We start from the raw sequence: 16,015 nt of genomic DNA, 5'->3' as shown, positions 1-16,015 counted from the left end.
TATGTGGCATCCTTTCAATTTTTTATTTTCTTTCAACCTATTTTCCTATCTTATATTCTGCTTGGGCCATTACCGATATCTACTACATAAAAATCTGCTTTGTATCCGATTTTTTCTTCGTAGGTATTCCCAACATTATCTATAAAATCCTGAACGCAGTCATTTTTAACAATACTTACGGTACAGCCGCCAAATCCTGCTCCTGTCATTCTGGAACCGATTACACCTTTTTGCTGCCATGCCGCTTCAACCAGAGTATCTAACTCAATTCCGGTAACTTCATAATCGTCTCTGAGGGAAACATGGGATGCATTCATTAACTCACCAAATTCCGTTATATTATTTGCTTTCAGAGCTTCTACGGCTTTAATGGTTCTCTGATTCTCATATACGGCATGTTTTGCTCTTTTTATACGTACCGGATCAGCTATCACATCTTTATGCTTTTCAAATTCTTCCTCACTTAAATCTCCAAGGGTTGCGATATCGAGCACTGCCTGTAATTCTTTCAGTGCTTCTTCGCATTCACTTCTTCTTTCATTATACTTAGAATCCCCCAAGCCTCTTTTCTTATTACTGGAGGCAATGACTATTCTGGCATTCTCTAGTTTAATGGGAGCATATTCACATGCTAAATTACTGGTATCCAAGAAGATTGCATTATCTTTTTTACCCATAGCCACGGCAAACTGATCCATAATGCCGCAGTTTACCCCGATAAATTTATTTTCTGCAAACTGGCTGATTAATGCCAGTTCAATCATATAGAGATGAAACCCAAATAGTTCTTTTAGGATATAACCGGTTAAAACTTCCAGGGAAGCGGATGAAGATAATCCGGAGGCATTGGGAATATTACCGAAATAAAGAATATCCATTCCCTGATCAATGACATAACCCCTATGCTTAAGAGCCCAAATAACCCCTTTTGGGTAATTTGCCCAGTCATCTTCCTGCTTCTTTGTTAATCCCTCCACAGAGGAAGTAATTACTCCAAGGTGATCAAAATTCATGGAATAAAAACGTAAGGTTTTATCTTCTCTTTTTCTTACCGCAGCATAAGTACCTATCGTCAGAGCACAGGGAAATACATGCCCTCCGTTATAATCCGTATGTTCTCCAATGAGGTTCACACGACCCGGTGCAAAATAAACCTGTACCTCCCCGCCTGAACCAAATATTTCATTAAATTTCTGTAATAACTGTTCTTTCATATAGCGCTCCTTTTAAAATTCTTTCTCTTTATAGAAAGCAGGTTTACTTAAAGCAATTCTGCATCCTTACGGTAAAATATCCCTGCTTGACCACATTTGTTAAAATACTAATTTCATTCTGATATTTTGCGCATAATCCCCAAAACAATCCCCAAATAAGTTTACTCCGCCAATATGTTCTGCATCTGCTTTAATACCGATTCTAACGGAAATATAGGCATTTTCAGATAAATGGTAATCTTTAATCGGAAGAGAATCCACTTTTTCCTCATCAAGATAAGTACCCTGTTCCGTTAGTATCCAGGTTTTTAGTACCCCATACTGCGTATTCTTATCCGGCCACCAATCCGGATTTAATTTTCCCCTTCTGCCGCCAAAGTCACTGGGACAGTTCCAGGTACCGGCTTCAATTCCATTGATCCAAACGGTAATATCGGAGGGAAAATCAAAATTGTATTCATGATCTTCCGAACAGATTTCCATAGATAACTCCAACCGTTTCTCGGTTCGATTAGTAAGTATTTTATTGGGAAAGCGGTATTCTACATACCCTTTACCAAACCAGAGCAGTTTTGCCTTAATTCGATCCGGGTTATAAAAACACCTGGGTTCGTCTTCTTCGTCAATATGTCCCTTTTCACTGACTATTCCGCAGGTTGGCTCCACATAATAATCAACAAAGTTGCCAATTGGCATATTAATAACCTCTGTTTCTTCTTCCAGATCTGTTGTCAAATCAATGTTAAATGATTTAACCTGCTTCGTACAGACTTTCATGGATCCTCTTACGGCAGGTTTCAGGCTTGTTATAATTAATCCTGCCTCTTCCAGTACTTTTATATGAGCCGCAGCGGAAGACTGTGGCAGTTCTAAGCGTTCGGCAATTTCGTTAATATTTAAATCATACCTGCATAAAAGCTTTAATATTTCAATTCTAACCTCTGCCGATAGAGCTTTTGCCAACAAAACAAGCTGTTCCTTATCATCTAAATCCAACTGTATTGTTTTACCCAAGTCTCATACTCCTTCGTTATTTTATTTATAACAGAAATTCTGTTATAAATCATCTTTTCTGTTTTAATTGTATCATGATTATTTTCTATTGAAAAGTGTTTTTACTAAAATAAAAAAAAATTAATAATTTATTCAAATTTTGTTCAAAAAACGACAACAAAAATCCTGGCCGAATTAAGGTTCTCTACCCGTAATTTTACAGGTTGTATACTTTAATTCAGCCAGGTTTTATTTATTTCATTATTATTCTTTTATAAAGCCAAATTTATTATTTCAGCCATATACTTTATTATGTCGTTTTTACTAAAATCATTTTTTGCCTAAACGTATTACATTCCAGGAAGCTTTCCTTAAATTCGTTTTTATAATACCATTATCAAGGAAAGTATCATTTACAGTTACAGGAGCAACTGCCTGCTTTATGGCTGAGTTGGAAGCCAACAGATCATCATTGGTTAAGACGATATGCTCTATTAAGCCATAACCCTCAAAACTCCTGATATCACAGGTAAATTCTATACTGTCCGCTAAATCGCGGTTTACCGCAAAAATGGTAACTTCCTCCGCTTCTTCATTATATACGGCAACGGAATCCACATCAAAAACATCCGTATATTCCTTGGTATCATGTTTCGTGGAATATAAAACAGGCTGGAGTGCAATTCCCCTTCCGTATTTAGAGGCATGCAGGTAGGGATAATATATTGTCTGCTTCCACGCCGGTCCGTCAACCTGCGTCATTATTGGGGCTATTACATTAACGAGCTGTGCCAGACAAGCCATCTTAACTCTGTCGGCATGCTTCATAAAAGTAATCAACATAAGACCGACTACTAATGCATCTTCAAAATTATAAATATCCTCTAATAATGCCGGTGCTTTTTGCCAAGGCTCCCTCTTCATAGTATTGTCATCTGCCTGATGGGAATGATACCATACGTTCCATTCATCAAAGCTTAAGTTAATATTCTTTTTACCTCTCTTTTTCGCTTTGACATAATCACAGGTAGAAATAACCGTTTTAATAAAATGTTCCGTCTCCATGGATTTCGCCAGGAAATTGGGTGTGTCACCGTCAGCATTCCCAAAATACTGATGTAATGATACGTAATCAACATGTTCGTAAGTATGCTCTAATGTGGTAGCTTCCCATTCCGGAAAAGTTTTCATACTGGTACTGGAACTACCGCAGGATACCAGTTCGATATCCGGGTCTATTAATTTCATAGCTTTTGCTGCTTCATAGGCAATTCTTCCGTACTCCGCCGGAGTTTTAGACCCCACCTGCCAAGGCCCATCCATTTCGTTTCCAAGACACCAGGTTTTGATTTTATGAGGTTCCTTATATCCATGTTTGATACGAAGATCACTGTATTTTGTTCCTGCTTCATGATTACAGTATTCTAACAGGTTGCAGGCATCACCGACCCCTCTTGTGCCAAGGTTTACCGCCATCATCATATCACTGCCGACAAGCTTGCTCCATTTCGCAAATTCGTTTAATCCGACTTCATTGGTTTCAAGGCTTCTCCATGCAAGTTCCAGCCTCTTCGGTCTTTCATCTACCGGACCCACTCCATCTTCCCAATAATAATTGGATACAAAATTACCGCCGGGATAACGGATAATCGGTACATTTAATTCCTTAACAAGCTCCATGACATCTTTTCTGAAACCATCCTTATCTGCGCTTGGATGATCCGGCTGGTAAATACCCTCATAAACAGCCCTGCCCAGATGTTCAATAAAAGAACCGTACATTCTTTTATCGATCTCAGCAATCCTAAAATCCTTATCGACTACCATTTTTGCATACTTTTTTGTCATTATGTAATCCTCCTGCCTTCTTTCAATTCACTTATGAATTGATTATAGTATGTTAAATTATTTGTAACTATTCTAAAATACCAAAGAAATCACTTCAATTTCTTGTTATTCAGCTTATTACAGATATCAATTGCTTTGTACGTTAAAATCCATATATTCATTGATAAATACCGCCGTGATAAAATAGTCACAATTATTTTAAATAAACCTCATAGTCTATATTATACTATTTTAAGTGGATTACATCAAGCTATATTTTACATTTTTATAAATTATTATACTTTTGATAAACTATCATTTACTAACTTTTATAAAACACTGTAATATAAGCATATTTCACATTTATGTTTTTTTAACTTTAGTAAAATCTAAATTAATATATTTGGAATTAACTAAAATAATAGTTCTTTCACCTCTCATTGCCATAAAGTATTCATTATATGCGATTATCAAATTCAGATCTTACTTTCTGTCCGGCATAAGGTGAATTGCCATTCCCTCTATATCTTCAATTGCTTCCGTAATTGCTTCGTTATAGGTGGGATGAGGCCGAATGACCGATGCCATTTCCTTAACCGTCAAGCCATTTACAATAGCAGTGGCAAATTCCCCTATCATATCCGTTGCTCTTGCACAGACAATCTGAGCACCAAGAATTTTATCAGATTCAGAATCACTGATTACCTTAATATAACTTCGTTCATCCAAGGATAACAAGGTTTTTGCATTTCCTGACATTGGATATTTTCCTGTCTTAACCATATAACCATTTTTTATAGCTGCTTCTTCGCTAAATCCTACCACCGCTACTTCAGGTGAGGTATAGATACAGGCTGGAATTACGTTAAGATTAATCGTTGGGGTAAGGTTACACATAACTTCAACGGCTGCAATCCCCTGGGCTGCAGCGGCATGGGCTAATTGGGTTCCTCCTGTCACATCCCCAATGGCATATATACCCTTTACGCTGGTCTCAAAATTAGTATCGATTTTAATTTTTTCTCCGTTCCTATCAATCTGAAAGCCCGAATCAAACAGTTTCTCCGTATTAGCTTTACGGCCGGCTGAAATCAGAATTGCGTCTGCGTTTGCCATTTTAACTTTACCTGCTTCTTCATATTCGCAGCCTAACCCCTCTTCTATTATTCTTAAAACTTTCGATTTGGTATGGATCTTGATTCCTCTTTTTTTCAGATTCATTGCAACACTTTGGGAGACCTCTTTATCCATGCCATACAATATTCGGTCCATTACCTCAATGATTTCAACTTCACAACCTAGTTCCTGGTAAATAGTAGCAAACTCGATACCGATTACACCTCCGCCGATAATCAGCAATTTCTTATATATTTGCTCTCTCTTCGTTAAAAGTTCATCACTGGTGATTACGTTCTTATTATGAATTCCCTCAATTTCAGGAATAAATGGTTTTGATCCGGTGGCTATCAGAATTTTTTCCGCTGGTATTTCCCATACCGCCGTTTCTTCCTCACTTACCTGAGGGGCATTTCCAGTAATCCGAATGGTATTCTGATTTAAGATAGTTGCAGTTCCATTTAAAACGGTAATCTTATTTCCTTTCAGTAAAGAACCGATTCCATCCCGAATTTTATCAACTACTGTTTCTTTCCTGTCCTGTATTTTTTCCATATCGTAACTTAACCCGGTTACATTAATTCCAAGTTTTTCAAAGCTAGAAGCTTCATAATACAGATGGGAGGCAAACATCAATGTTTTGGTAGGTATACAACCTCGGTTTAAACACGTTCCCCCCACTTCCCGGTCCTCTATAATTGCGGTTTTAAGGCCCAATTTAGCTGCTTTGATAGCAGCAGTATACCCACCCGGACCGGCTCCGATTACTACAAGATCATATTTTTCATTCATATTAATAACCAAACCTTTCTCACAACCTGCAAACTTTGATATCCTTTAAATTTGTTCCTCTTTCAGTACACCGATTATCCCCTCACGTATGGCATCCGTATTACTGTCAATACATGGGATTTCTTTTAACCGCCTGATTAAAGCTTCACCGGTAAATAAGCAATTTTTAAAAGAGTCCGGTATCAGGTTAATAAAACCGGTATCCATAGAATCGGAGTAAGCCATACATTCCTGTACAATTCCAGCTTCTACATGAAACTCGATTTCGATATTCCCCCATTCCAGTCTTTTTTCAATGAGATAATTAAAAGGAATCTTCTTCCCAAAGATCCAATCCCAGGAGGAATGCTTTTTACTTAAGTCTTCTATTTCCTTATGATTAATCCTTTCTGCAGCCAAGGGTATTGGTTCATCTCCATATACTTCTCCAAATGCCCGTATTAGTTCATTTTTCATGATATTTATATTTAGTCCTTCTTGATATTCAGACAGATTAATCACTCTGGAACGAACGGAATCCACACCTTTTGATACTAATTTATCCCGTGATACATTAAGGTATTTGGATAAATTGTCCATATTCACATTAATTAAAAGGGTACCATGATGATAAGCCTGTTTCCCATCTGAATAAAAGGCATTACCGGAAAATTTTCTACCCTCTACCGTAATATCATTTCTTCCGGATTTCTCTGCAGGTATGGAAAGATGATTGACAGCTTTTAAAATAACATCTAACTGTTTCTCTAAATTATAATTCTCTTTATTCACTAAAAAAGTAAAATTCAAATTACCTAAATCGTGGAATACCGCACCTCCCCCGGATAATCTTCGGACTAATTTCCCTCCGTTTTCTTCTAATTCTTTTATTCGGCATTCTTTCCAGGGATTTTGATTCTTACCGATTACTACGGTTTTTTCGTTTTGCCATAAATATAAGATACATTCATCCTGCTTTACATGATTCAATAAATATTCTTCCAGTGCCAGATTATGATATGGGTTATATTCATCATTTAAAATATAGTTTATATGTTTAATCAAATGAAACCTCTTTCTTAAGATCTTTCGATAAGATTCTAAAATCAGATAAACAGTCTTTAAGTTTACCAGTAATTTTTATCCTATGTATGCAAAGGCGAAGGGTATTTCCCCGCATTTTAATTCGCCGGTGACAGCATACATAGGATAAAAATAAAAATAAATTACTGTTTAATTGTTGGGGTTATATTAAACTAATAGCAAGTAATGTAAGTCTCCTTAACAATATCCGTTTCGGCTTACTTAAAATATATATCTTAACATAGGATTTCTCGCAGCCGTTACTTCATCCGGTCTGCCGATCGGAGTTTTTTTCGGTGTTCCAGTTAAGACTTCCGGATTGTTCAGAGCATCTTCGTATACTTTTTTAAATACGGCAATTACCTGGTCCAGAGTTTCTTTGGACTCTGTCTCTGTTGGTTCTAACATCAGGGCTTCATGAACAATAAGCGGGAAATACATAGTCGGCGGATGAATCCCATAATCCAGTAAAGATTTAGCGATGTCCAGAGCGGTAACTTTCGTTTCTTTTTTCAGTTCTTCCAGACTCATAACAAACTCATGCATGCAGGGACCTGCAAAAGGTATATGATACGTATCTTTTAACTGATTCATCATATAGTTTGCATTTAATACAGCATTTTCGGAAGCTTCTTTTAATCCATCCCCACCTAAGGTAAGAATGTAGGTAAGCGCTTTTACAATTACCAAAAAGTTACCGTAAAATTCTTTTACTCTTCCGATAGACAGTTCTCCGGCAGATGCCAGATCATACTTATCAAATGCTTCCTCCCTCTCTATAACACGGGGTGCCGGTAAATATTTTTTTAGTATTGATTTACAGCCTACAGGACCGCCGCCGGGACCACCGCCGCCATGGGGCGTAGAGAAAGTTTTATGAAGATTTAAATGTACCACATCAAATCCCATATCACCAGGTCTGGCAATTCCCATGATAGGATTTAAGTTAGCTCCGTCATAATAGCATAAACCACCGGCATCATGGACAATCTGTGTGATTTCAAGAATATTTTTATCAAACAATCCAACCGTATTAGGATTCGTTAACATAAACCCTGCGGTATTCTCACCTACTGCTTTCTTAAGTTCTTCTAAATCTACATATCCATCTTTTGTGGAAGATATATTAATAACCGAAAATCCTGCCATAGCCGCACTGGCAGGGTTGGTACCATGGGCTGAATCGGGAACTATTATCTCGTTACGGTTATTATCTTTTCTCTCTTCATGATAAGCACGAATTAATTTAAGACCTGTAAATTCGCCATGGGCACCTGCCGCAGGCTGAAAAGTCATGGAATTCATACCGGTAATTTCACAAAGATACTTTTCCGCCAACTTTATAACTTCTAGGCATCCCTGAACGGTATGCACAGGCTGAAGAGGATGCACATTTGAGAAGCCTGGAAATTTTGCTATCTCTTCATTTATTTTCGGATTATATTTCATCGTACAGGAACCTAAAGGATAAAAACCGTTATTAATTCCATAGGTTCGTTTTGCAAGCTCCGTATAATGCCTGCTAATATCGGTTTCCGACATTTCAGGTAAATGAAGATCATTTTGCCGCAAATATCTATTTTCTATTTTGATTACAGGTACATCGGAAGGCGGTAGTATCTCACAACCTCTATTTTCCACACTTTTTTCAAAGATCAATTCCATTATTCCTCCACCTCCCTAACAATCTGAATCAGCTCATCCATATCCTCTTTCGAATTCATCTCGGTTGCACACCAGAGAATATTTCCGGCATTTTTACCGCTTAACGGATAACCGCCAAGGATACCATGCTGTTCAAGTTTGTTCATCAAGCGATACGGGTCTCCCTTGCAGGTTGTCACAAATTCATTAAAATAGTCTCCTGTATAAAACATCTCAAACCCCTCTAATTCGCATAACCGTTCTGCCAGGTAATGGGCTTTTGACATACTAAGGACTGCCGCCTGTTCTAACCCCTTACGTCCCATAGTACTTAAATAGACCGATGCAGTTAAAGCACATAAAGCCTGATTGGAGCAAATATTACTGGAGGCTTTTTCACGCCTGATATGCTGCTCCCTTGCCTGTAAAGTCAGTACAAATGCTCTTCTGCCCTGGACATCTTTCGTTTCACCGACTATCCTTCCCGGAAGTTTGCGTTTCATATTATCCGTGGCTGCCATAAATCCCAGGTATGGACCGCCGAAAGATAAAGGCAAACCAAGAGGCTGGCCTTCTCCTACCGCAATATCCGCACCATATTCCCCTGGAGTTTTTAAGATTCCTAAGGAGACCGGGTTACAGCTGATAATAAATTTAGCACCGCTTTTATCAGCAATTTTCTTTACGGAATCAAGATCCTCCAGCTGTCCATAATAATTCGGCTGCTGCAAAAGAATACAGGAAGTTTCTTCCCCGGAAGCGTCCTCCAATGCCAAAATATCCGTACGTCCGTCCAATTCCGGTACCACAATAACTTCCATTCCGGTACCGTGCAAGTAGGTTTTTACTGTTTCTATGATCTCTTTATTAACCGCACCCGAGATAACGGCTTTATTTCTCTTCTTTTCCCTGCACATAATTACAGCTTCCGCCGCAGCGGTCGCTCCGTCATATACGGAAGCATTGGCAGCATCCATACCGGTAAGTTCGCATATCATGGTCTGAAACTCAAAAATAGCCTGCAGGGTTCCCTGACTGATTTCTGCCTGATAAGGAGTATAAGCAGTAACAAACTCTTCCTTGGAGGTTATTTGCTTTACAAGGGATGGAATATAATGATTATAAGCGCCACATCCTCTGAAAATGCTTCGAAATACCTTATTTTTTTCTGCTATCCGGGTTAATTTATTCCTTACTTCCATTTCCGATAATCCGTCGGGAATATCTAAAGGCTTTTTCATCCTCACCTCTTCCGGTATGGCAGAAAAGAGTTCTTCGATACTGGAATACCCCATGGAAGCTAACATTTCCTGCTGCTCTTTTTTGGTATTTGGTACATAACTCCCCATTTATTCCTCCTCCTGGATGAATTTTTCATATTCATCTTTGGATAAAAGCTCAACCTGTTCACTGACGTTATCAATTTCAATAAACCAGGTTTCGTATGGTTCTGAATTAATTAATTCCGGCGTATCCAGCAACTCTTCATTCACAGCCTTTACCGTACCGGTAACCGGGCTGTATACATTTGAAACAGCTTTTACAGATTCCACATCAGCAAATGCCTCTTCTGCCGTTACCTCATCTCCCACTTCCGGCAGGTTTACAAAAACCAGGTCTCCTAATTCTTTCTGTGCATAATCGGTAAGCCCCACCCTTATGGTAGATTCTTCTAAAAATTGTACCCATTCATGAGTTTTGGTAAATAATAATGCTTTCATAGTTCTATCCTCCAAATTTTTATAATCGTCTTTTTTATGTTTTTATGATTAGATTGTATCTAGTAGATTGCATCTAATCTAATTTTGTATTTTAAAATTCTAATGTACTGATTTTATAATAACAAATTACTTTTTATAAAAAGGCAGTTCCACAACTTCAGCGGTTATCTTTTTACCTCTTACTAAAACCTCCAATTGTGTTCCTATTTCAGTATATTCAAGATCTATTAAAGCCATCGCCACCGGACTTCCAAGGTATGGGCAGTGTGTTCCGGAGGTGGTTATTCCAACCAGATTATCTTTAAAATATACGGGACATTTTTCCCTGGCAATCCCTCTTCCGGTTATGGAGAGTCCTACACGCTTACGTTTTATTTCACCTCTCCTCTCCAATCCGCTTTTACCGATAAAATCCTCTTTCTCCATCTTAACAGCAAATCCTAACCCTGTTTCAAGTGGTGAAATCGTATCATCCATTTCATGTCCGTATAAGGGCATTGCAGCTTCCAACCGTAAAGTATCTCTGGCCCCCAAACCACAAGGTATGAGCCCCTCCTCTTTACCTGCATTCAAAAGTGCATTCCATAGGTTTACCGCATCCTCCGGTTTACAATACAATTCGTACCCATCTTCTCCGGTATATCCTGTTTTGGATAGAAGGCAAGGTATGCCGGCCACCAAACCTTTTTCCACAAAACTATAGTATTTCACCGGAATATCATTGCTATCAGTTAATTTTTGCAGTATTTCTCCGGACTTTGGTCCCTGCAGAGCAAGCTGGGCTACTTCATCGGAAATATCTCTAAATTCCACACTGCCAGACAAATGTGCTTTTATCCATTCCACATCTTTAAAACGGTTTGCGGCATTAATGACCAGTAAGTACTTTTCACTGTTTATTTTATAAACCAACAGATCATCTACGACCCCACCGGATTCATTACACATGGGACTGTATTTTACCTGCCCGTCATACATCCTGCTGCAGTCATTCGTTACCAGTCTCTGCACATTCCATAACGCGTCCTTGCCCTTAAGTACAACTTCACCCATATGGGATACATCAAATAACCCTGCCTTTTTTCTTACTGCCATATGCTCAGTAATAACACCGGAATCATATTGAACCGGTAATAGGTAACCTGCAAAGGGTACCACTTTTCCTTTCCATTGTAAGTGACAATCGTAAAGCGGTGTTTTTAATTCCATAACATCCTCCTTTTTTTACTTTCAGGAATAATCCTTGAAATATGAATGAAAATAACAATTATTCAAACGTCTTTTATAAGCGTAACCTTAAAGAAATCATAGGATGAATTTCGGCTGTTTCGGCACCCTCTGGTATTACTTTCCATACATTTAGGCAAATAAAAAAAGACGTACTGAATAATCAATACGCCTCTGTTGATTTACCTGAAAGATTCCCCCATAGAATTACATGAAGTTGCTTCGTCGGTGCTACATCGCTTTCCAGAGTATCGTCCAGAGTTGGTCCTTTTGCCTGAGAGTTATTGCGAATCACCTTCGGCGCTGTAAATATTTCATATATTTACAGTCTCTCCCAACTCCTTCAACCGATTTTTATATAATTTTAATATTTTCTACATTTAAAGTCAATATTTTTTAGTAAAAATCATTAATTTATTCTTACCGTTCAGCCTTGGTGCTGAACGGTAAGAGACTATTCTATAACACCATACCCCCAGTCCGGATTTGGATATATTACTCCATTCTCTCTTTCCGCGGTGCTTGTTATAATGTAACGAACTATCGCACTGTCCACGTTGGGAAAATATCCGTCTGTGATTCCCCATTCCAATAAACCGGCTGCTATCCCGGCTGCATGAGCGGAAGATATACTGGTGCCTGAAAATGGAAGAAAGTTACCGTTAATTGTAGGTGCCAAAATATTGACTCCCGGAGCTGTTATATCTGGTTTTGGTATATTTAATGAGTTAAAACCTTTACTGACATAGGAAGCCAAAGTTCTGTCAATGGGATTGTATGCTGTGGTAGTTATGGTGTTATATCCATTACCAGGCAGGCAAATGGTAGTATATGGGTTTGAATTATAGAAATAGGTTTCATTTGAAATAAAATTATGGATTGGCAGCCAAATATGGAACCGGTTAATTAAATCTTCCGCTCCGTTTATCCGAAACCTCCATACTCCCTCCATTGCATTTTTAAAACGAAATAAAATTATTTGTTGCTCCGAGTATGCCTCACTGGTAACGTTATCTGCAAGTATCGTAGCGGAGCCAAATGTTATGGTAAAATTGCTTTGTCCTACAAAATTATCAGTAATATTATAAATAAAATCCCCGGTTGGTGCATAAATTTCCATCCTAATGACATTGGGTTGATATCCCCATATTTCCATAGAAAAATTTTTATCCAAAGCACCAACATTTAACTCGACCATATCATAATAATTAGGCGGTGAAATCTCTCCATAATAATGATGCCGCTGATTTCCCTCATTTCCTGCGGCAAGAATAATTGCATTACCAGGAAGATTACCTGTCTCCGCCAGATAATTGCTCATAATATCTTCCCCTTTGTGGGAACCCTGAGAGGAAGCGACCCCTAAACAGATGGCGATAGGTCTCTGTAATCTGTTAGCCATTGATAGCAAATAACTGATTCCCATCATGATATCATTTTCCTGATAACAAATTGCGTCTTCCGGGATACCAAAATACTCTTTTAAATTAGTTTTTGCAGGTTTTAGTTTTACAATAATTAATTCAGCATCTATCGCCACCCCTGAAAAATTATTTTCTTCATTATAGAACCCGGCGGCAATACCGGCCATTGCAGTTCCCTCACCGATTGTATCGGTACTGGGTACTATTTCCAAAGGATTTTCTGAATTTAATGCTTCATTAATCTGTTCTCTTGTATATTCAGTTCCATAATAATAATCTTTGGGATACTTATCGTCACTATCTATGGTCTGATCCCAGATTGATACTATTTTTGTAGTATTATCCGGATACCGGAATATCGGATTTGTATAAACAATTCCTGTATCTACAAATCCGATCAATACTCCTTTCCCTGTAATATTTTCTTCCGGTAACCTGCGGACCGTATATCCGCTTTCTGATCCACTCGGTAAAAGAGTCATTAATCCATAACATTTTGGAATTGCAGCATAACCAAACCGATTCATACTGTTTTCTGTCAGCTCACTGACAGGAATATGCAGTACGGCATATTTATCATTAACTAGATTATAAGATACGTCAGGAACATTTTCTAAATAATCCATACTTCTTTTATATTCAACTAATAAATCCGCATAGTCATTACTAATGATTTTAAACTTTTCATTGACGTTCATGATTTACCACTAAGATTTATTCTTATTGTAATCTATGTATATACTAAGCAAATGTTACCTGTATCACGAGAGACTGCCGTTATTTTTATTGCATTTCTTATTCGGTATTATTTTATATTATTTACATGTTTTTACAATTATTTTCTCATATTTTAATACATGCAGTTGTCTAGAAATAAATAATTTTGAGGTTAGAAATATCTTGTACAGAACGATATCCTTTTCAGGTTTTTCCTATAGTTATATCCTTAATTGTTATCAAACTCAAATTCCATTTTTTCATTGAATATTCTAACAGTATTATTATCATAAAGAACAACTGCAAGAAGCAGTTCTGGTGTACAGATCTGCTTCTTGTTATGTTCTTATTGAATTACCCGGTTATAACTTTTAATTTTATCTACTCAATGGAGCCTCAGGATGAAGTACAGTCTCTTTTAACGGAACCGTTTTGTCACGTCCAAGGTACATACGATAATATGGCGGGAATGAATTTAACAGGCTAATAGCCATATGTTTCATTTCATTTATATCCTGGATATTATTAAGTGCCGGGATATCCTCTATGGTCAGTTTTTCAGCCGCTGTTTTTCCTGCAAACTTTTTAAGGCGTTCTACGGTATAGCGGATATCGTAGCGGGATGGATAAACCTCCAATATATCTTTCTCAAGGCCGGTAAGTTTATAGACAGCTTCCAGTCCGGTACGTACGGACATTTCTACTGTGAAAACCACATCTTCAGGAATTTCTACATACTGTCCAAGAAAACCTATATTTTTGCATCCCTCCGGGACATTCTTCGGACGGTCTGTTTCTTTTCTTGGCATAAACTGGCTGGTGATATACGGCATCATACAGGTAGAAATATAGGAGTGGGAAAGCACCTCATCCTTGATATCCAACATATTCAGATGATACAAAAGCTCGGTCATTATCTCATCACCGGTACATTCAAACATAGGTTTCTTAATATAATTGCCTTCATTTTCTCCATAACAGCCATATCCCCACATAACCTGTTCATCCTCTTTCTGGTCTAAAAAGAATGGATTATGATGCAATTCAAAGGATATATCCCAGTTAGAGTCCAAAATAGTAATAGCTCCGCCGGTTCCGGCTTTACTTCCGGTCATCTTTTCGATTCTGCTTACAAGCTCCGGATAACCTTTAATAGTTGGCATAAAAGATACCCATTTTGTCTTATCAATATGGCCGATAAATTTCTCCGGATGCCCGAATTTCTCATGCTTCTTTGCAAGATTCTGCCAGAGGGTAAATGCTCCAAGATCGGAGGTATCACGATTCACCGGTGCAACCGTGTTGTTATCACCAAAAGTACTGTTTGTGGTCATGGAACCATTAGTTACAAATACAAGGTCTTTACCATCCATTTTGATAACTGATTCCTCACCATTTTGACGAAGTAAAATAGTTTTTGCCGTATTACATAACTCATCCATTTCTATATCATAAACAAAACATCCGTATGCTGTTTTAACACCTTTATTGCAAAGCCAAGTCATCAGAGGACGAATCAGGGCATCATACTCACAGTATTTTGTATGAATAATTCCTTCCAGGTATTCATGGCGGACTTCCAGCGCAAACCGCTCAAAATACCGCTGACATTCCAGCGCACTATGATAGGTTTTAAAAGCAAGACAACTATGAAAGTTTATCCAGCAGCTGCTTTTAAAGAAAGATTCATCAAAAAAATCAGAAATTTTTTTATCTTCCAGAGCAGCTTCCGGTAACTTCAGAAAACGCTGCATATCGGCCATATCTTTTGGAGCAAAACGGTAATCATGAACCCTATTGTATCTTTCTCCCCTGTTAACAAGTACACGGCATTCTGAATGTATCGGTTCGTCTCTGTTAAAGTCAACGATGTCATCCAGCACCGTGCGGCCCGGGTTTTCAAGAGATGGGATCTTACTGTACAGATACCAGAGACATTCCATATATGGCTCCATTTCACGTTCACCACGGCACAGATAACCAAACTCACTGCGTATACCATCCATACTCCCGCCTACATCATTATGTTTTTCTAAAATCGTAATATTTTCCCCGGGGACACCTGCATCATCTACCAGAAAAGCTGCTGCTGCCAGACCTGCCAAGCCGCCTCCTACAATATAAACCTTTCTTTCATGGATACCCTCAGGCTTATTGGGATGGTACATCGTTGAATAAATGTTCATAAGTAAACCTCCTTATCATTAATATGAATGTGCTGCTAATGCTTCATTACAGTTATACTATAATGCAATTTTTTATGAATTAAAATTAACAC

The 16,015-nt window shown here is 38.0% G+C and carries 11 protein-coding genes and 2 riboswitches; all 11 genes read right to left on the bottom strand.

Features of this window, described 5'->3' with window-relative positions; genetic code table 11:
* Positions 1-50: 50 nt before the first annotated feature.
* Positions 51-1,214 carry a galactokinase gene (locus tag Ana3638_RS14175; RefSeq protein WP_161838610.1) on the bottom strand — a complete coding sequence of 388 codons (1,164 nt, stop codon included), beginning with the start codon at positions 1,212-1,214 and terminating at the stop codon, positions 51-53.
* A 99-nt stretch (positions 1,215-1,313) separates the two neighbouring features.
* A complete protein-coding gene (locus Ana3638_RS14170; protein WP_161838609.1) occupies positions 1,314-2,228 on the bottom strand; it encodes an ArsR/SmtB family transcription factor in 915 nt (304 codons plus the stop codon).
* 309 nt (positions 2,229-2,537) lie between these two features.
* Entirely contained in the window at positions 2,538-4,055 is a 1,518-nt protein-coding gene (arfA, locus tag Ana3638_RS14165) for an arabinosylfuranosidase ArfA (protein WP_161838608.1), read from the bottom strand.
* 462 nt (positions 4,056-4,517) lie between these two features.
* Positions 4,518-5,954, bottom strand: a complete 1,437-nt coding sequence (gene lpdA, locus Ana3638_RS14160; protein ID WP_246240242.1) for a dihydrolipoyl dehydrogenase — start codon at positions 5,952-5,954, stop codon at positions 4,518-4,520.
* Positions 5,955-5,987: 33 nt separating this feature from the next.
* Positions 5,988-6,986 (bottom strand): lipoate--protein ligase, encoded by a 999-nt coding sequence (locus Ana3638_RS14155; RefSeq protein ID WP_161838607.1) that lies wholly within the window; start codon positions 6,984-6,986, stop codon positions 5,988-5,990.
* 240 nt (positions 6,987-7,226) lie between these two features.
* On the bottom strand, positions 7,227-8,669 hold the full coding sequence (gcvPB, locus tag Ana3638_RS14150) for an aminomethyl-transferring glycine dehydrogenase subunit GcvPB (protein WP_161838606.1): 1,443 nt from the start codon (positions 8,667-8,669) through the stop codon (positions 7,227-7,229).
* Positions 8,669-9,997 (bottom strand): aminomethyl-transferring glycine dehydrogenase subunit GcvPA, encoded by a 1,329-nt coding sequence (gcvPA, locus tag Ana3638_RS14145; RefSeq protein WP_161838605.1) that lies wholly within the window; start codon positions 9,995-9,997, stop codon positions 8,669-8,671. Before gcvPA ends, gcvPB begins: the two co-directional genes overlap by 1 nt.
* Positions 9,998-10,369 carry a glycine cleavage system protein GcvH gene (gene gcvH / locus Ana3638_RS14140; RefSeq protein WP_161838604.1) on the bottom strand — a complete coding sequence of 124 codons (372 nt, stop codon included), beginning with the start codon at positions 10,367-10,369 and terminating at the stop codon, positions 9,998-10,000.
* 126 nt (positions 10,370-10,495) lie between these two features.
* A complete protein-coding gene (gene gcvT / locus Ana3638_RS14135) occupies positions 10,496-11,578 on the bottom strand; it encodes a glycine cleavage system aminomethyltransferase GcvT (RefSeq protein ID WP_161838603.1) in 1,083 nt (360 codons plus the stop codon).
* A 190-nt stretch (positions 11,579-11,768) separates the two neighbouring features.
* A riboswitch (glycine riboswitch) is annotated at positions 11,769-11,845 on the bottom strand.
* A gap of 3 nt (positions 11,846-11,848) precedes the next feature.
* Positions 11,849-11,943: riboswitch (glycine riboswitch) on the bottom strand.
* Positions 11,944-12,050: 107 nt separating this feature from the next.
* Positions 12,051-13,718 (bottom strand): S8 family peptidase, encoded by a 1,668-nt coding sequence (locus Ana3638_RS14130; RefSeq protein WP_161838602.1) that lies wholly within the window; start codon positions 13,716-13,718, stop codon positions 12,051-12,053.
* Positions 13,719-14,114: 396 nt separating this feature from the next.
* Positions 14,115-15,923, bottom strand: coding sequence for an oleate hydratase (locus Ana3638_RS14125; protein ID WP_161838601.1), 1,809 nt, complete (start codon positions 15,921-15,923; stop codon positions 14,115-14,117).
* Positions 15,924-16,015: the final 92 nt, after the last annotated feature.

Source organism: Anaerocolumna sedimenticola (assembly GCF_009931695.1).
In the GTDB taxonomy this organism is placed as follows: domain Bacteria; phylum Bacillota; class Clostridia; order Lachnospirales; family Lachnospiraceae; genus Anaerocolumna; species Anaerocolumna sedimenticola.
Note: the sequence above shows the minus strand (reverse complement) of the source record. Positions and strands in the feature narration are given on the sequence as shown.

Bases quoted from the DNA above. Each gene is read 5' to 3' on its own strand.
- Ana3638_RS14175 (WP_161838610.1), bottom strand. From the start codon at position 1,214: ATGAAAGAACAGTTATTACAGAAATTTAATGAAATATTTGGTTCAGGC.
- arfA (WP_161838608.1), bottom strand. From the start codon at position 4,055: ATGACAAAAAAGTATGCAAAAATGGTAGTCGATAAGGATTTTAGGATT.
- gcvPB (WP_161838606.1), bottom strand. From the start codon at position 8,669: ATGGAATTGATCTTTGAAAAAAGTGTGGAAAATAGAGGTTGTGAGATA.
- gcvPA (WP_161838605.1), bottom strand. From the start codon at position 9,997: ATGGGGAGTTATGTACCAAATACCAAAAAAGAGCAGCAGGAAATGTTA.
- gcvH (WP_161838604.1), bottom strand. From the start codon at position 10,369: ATGAAAGCATTATTATTTACCAAAACTCATGAATGGGTACAATTTTTA.
- gcvT (WP_161838603.1), bottom strand. From the start codon at position 11,578: ATGGAATTAAAAACACCGCTTTACGATTGTCACTTACAATGGAAAGGA.
- Ana3638_RS14130 (WP_161838602.1), bottom strand. From the start codon at position 13,718: ATGAACGTCAATGAAAAGTTTAAAATCATTAGTAATGACTATGCGGAT.
- Ana3638_RS14125 (WP_161838601.1), bottom strand. From the start codon at position 15,923: ATGAACATTTATTCAACGATGTACCATCCCAATAAGCCTGAGGGTATC.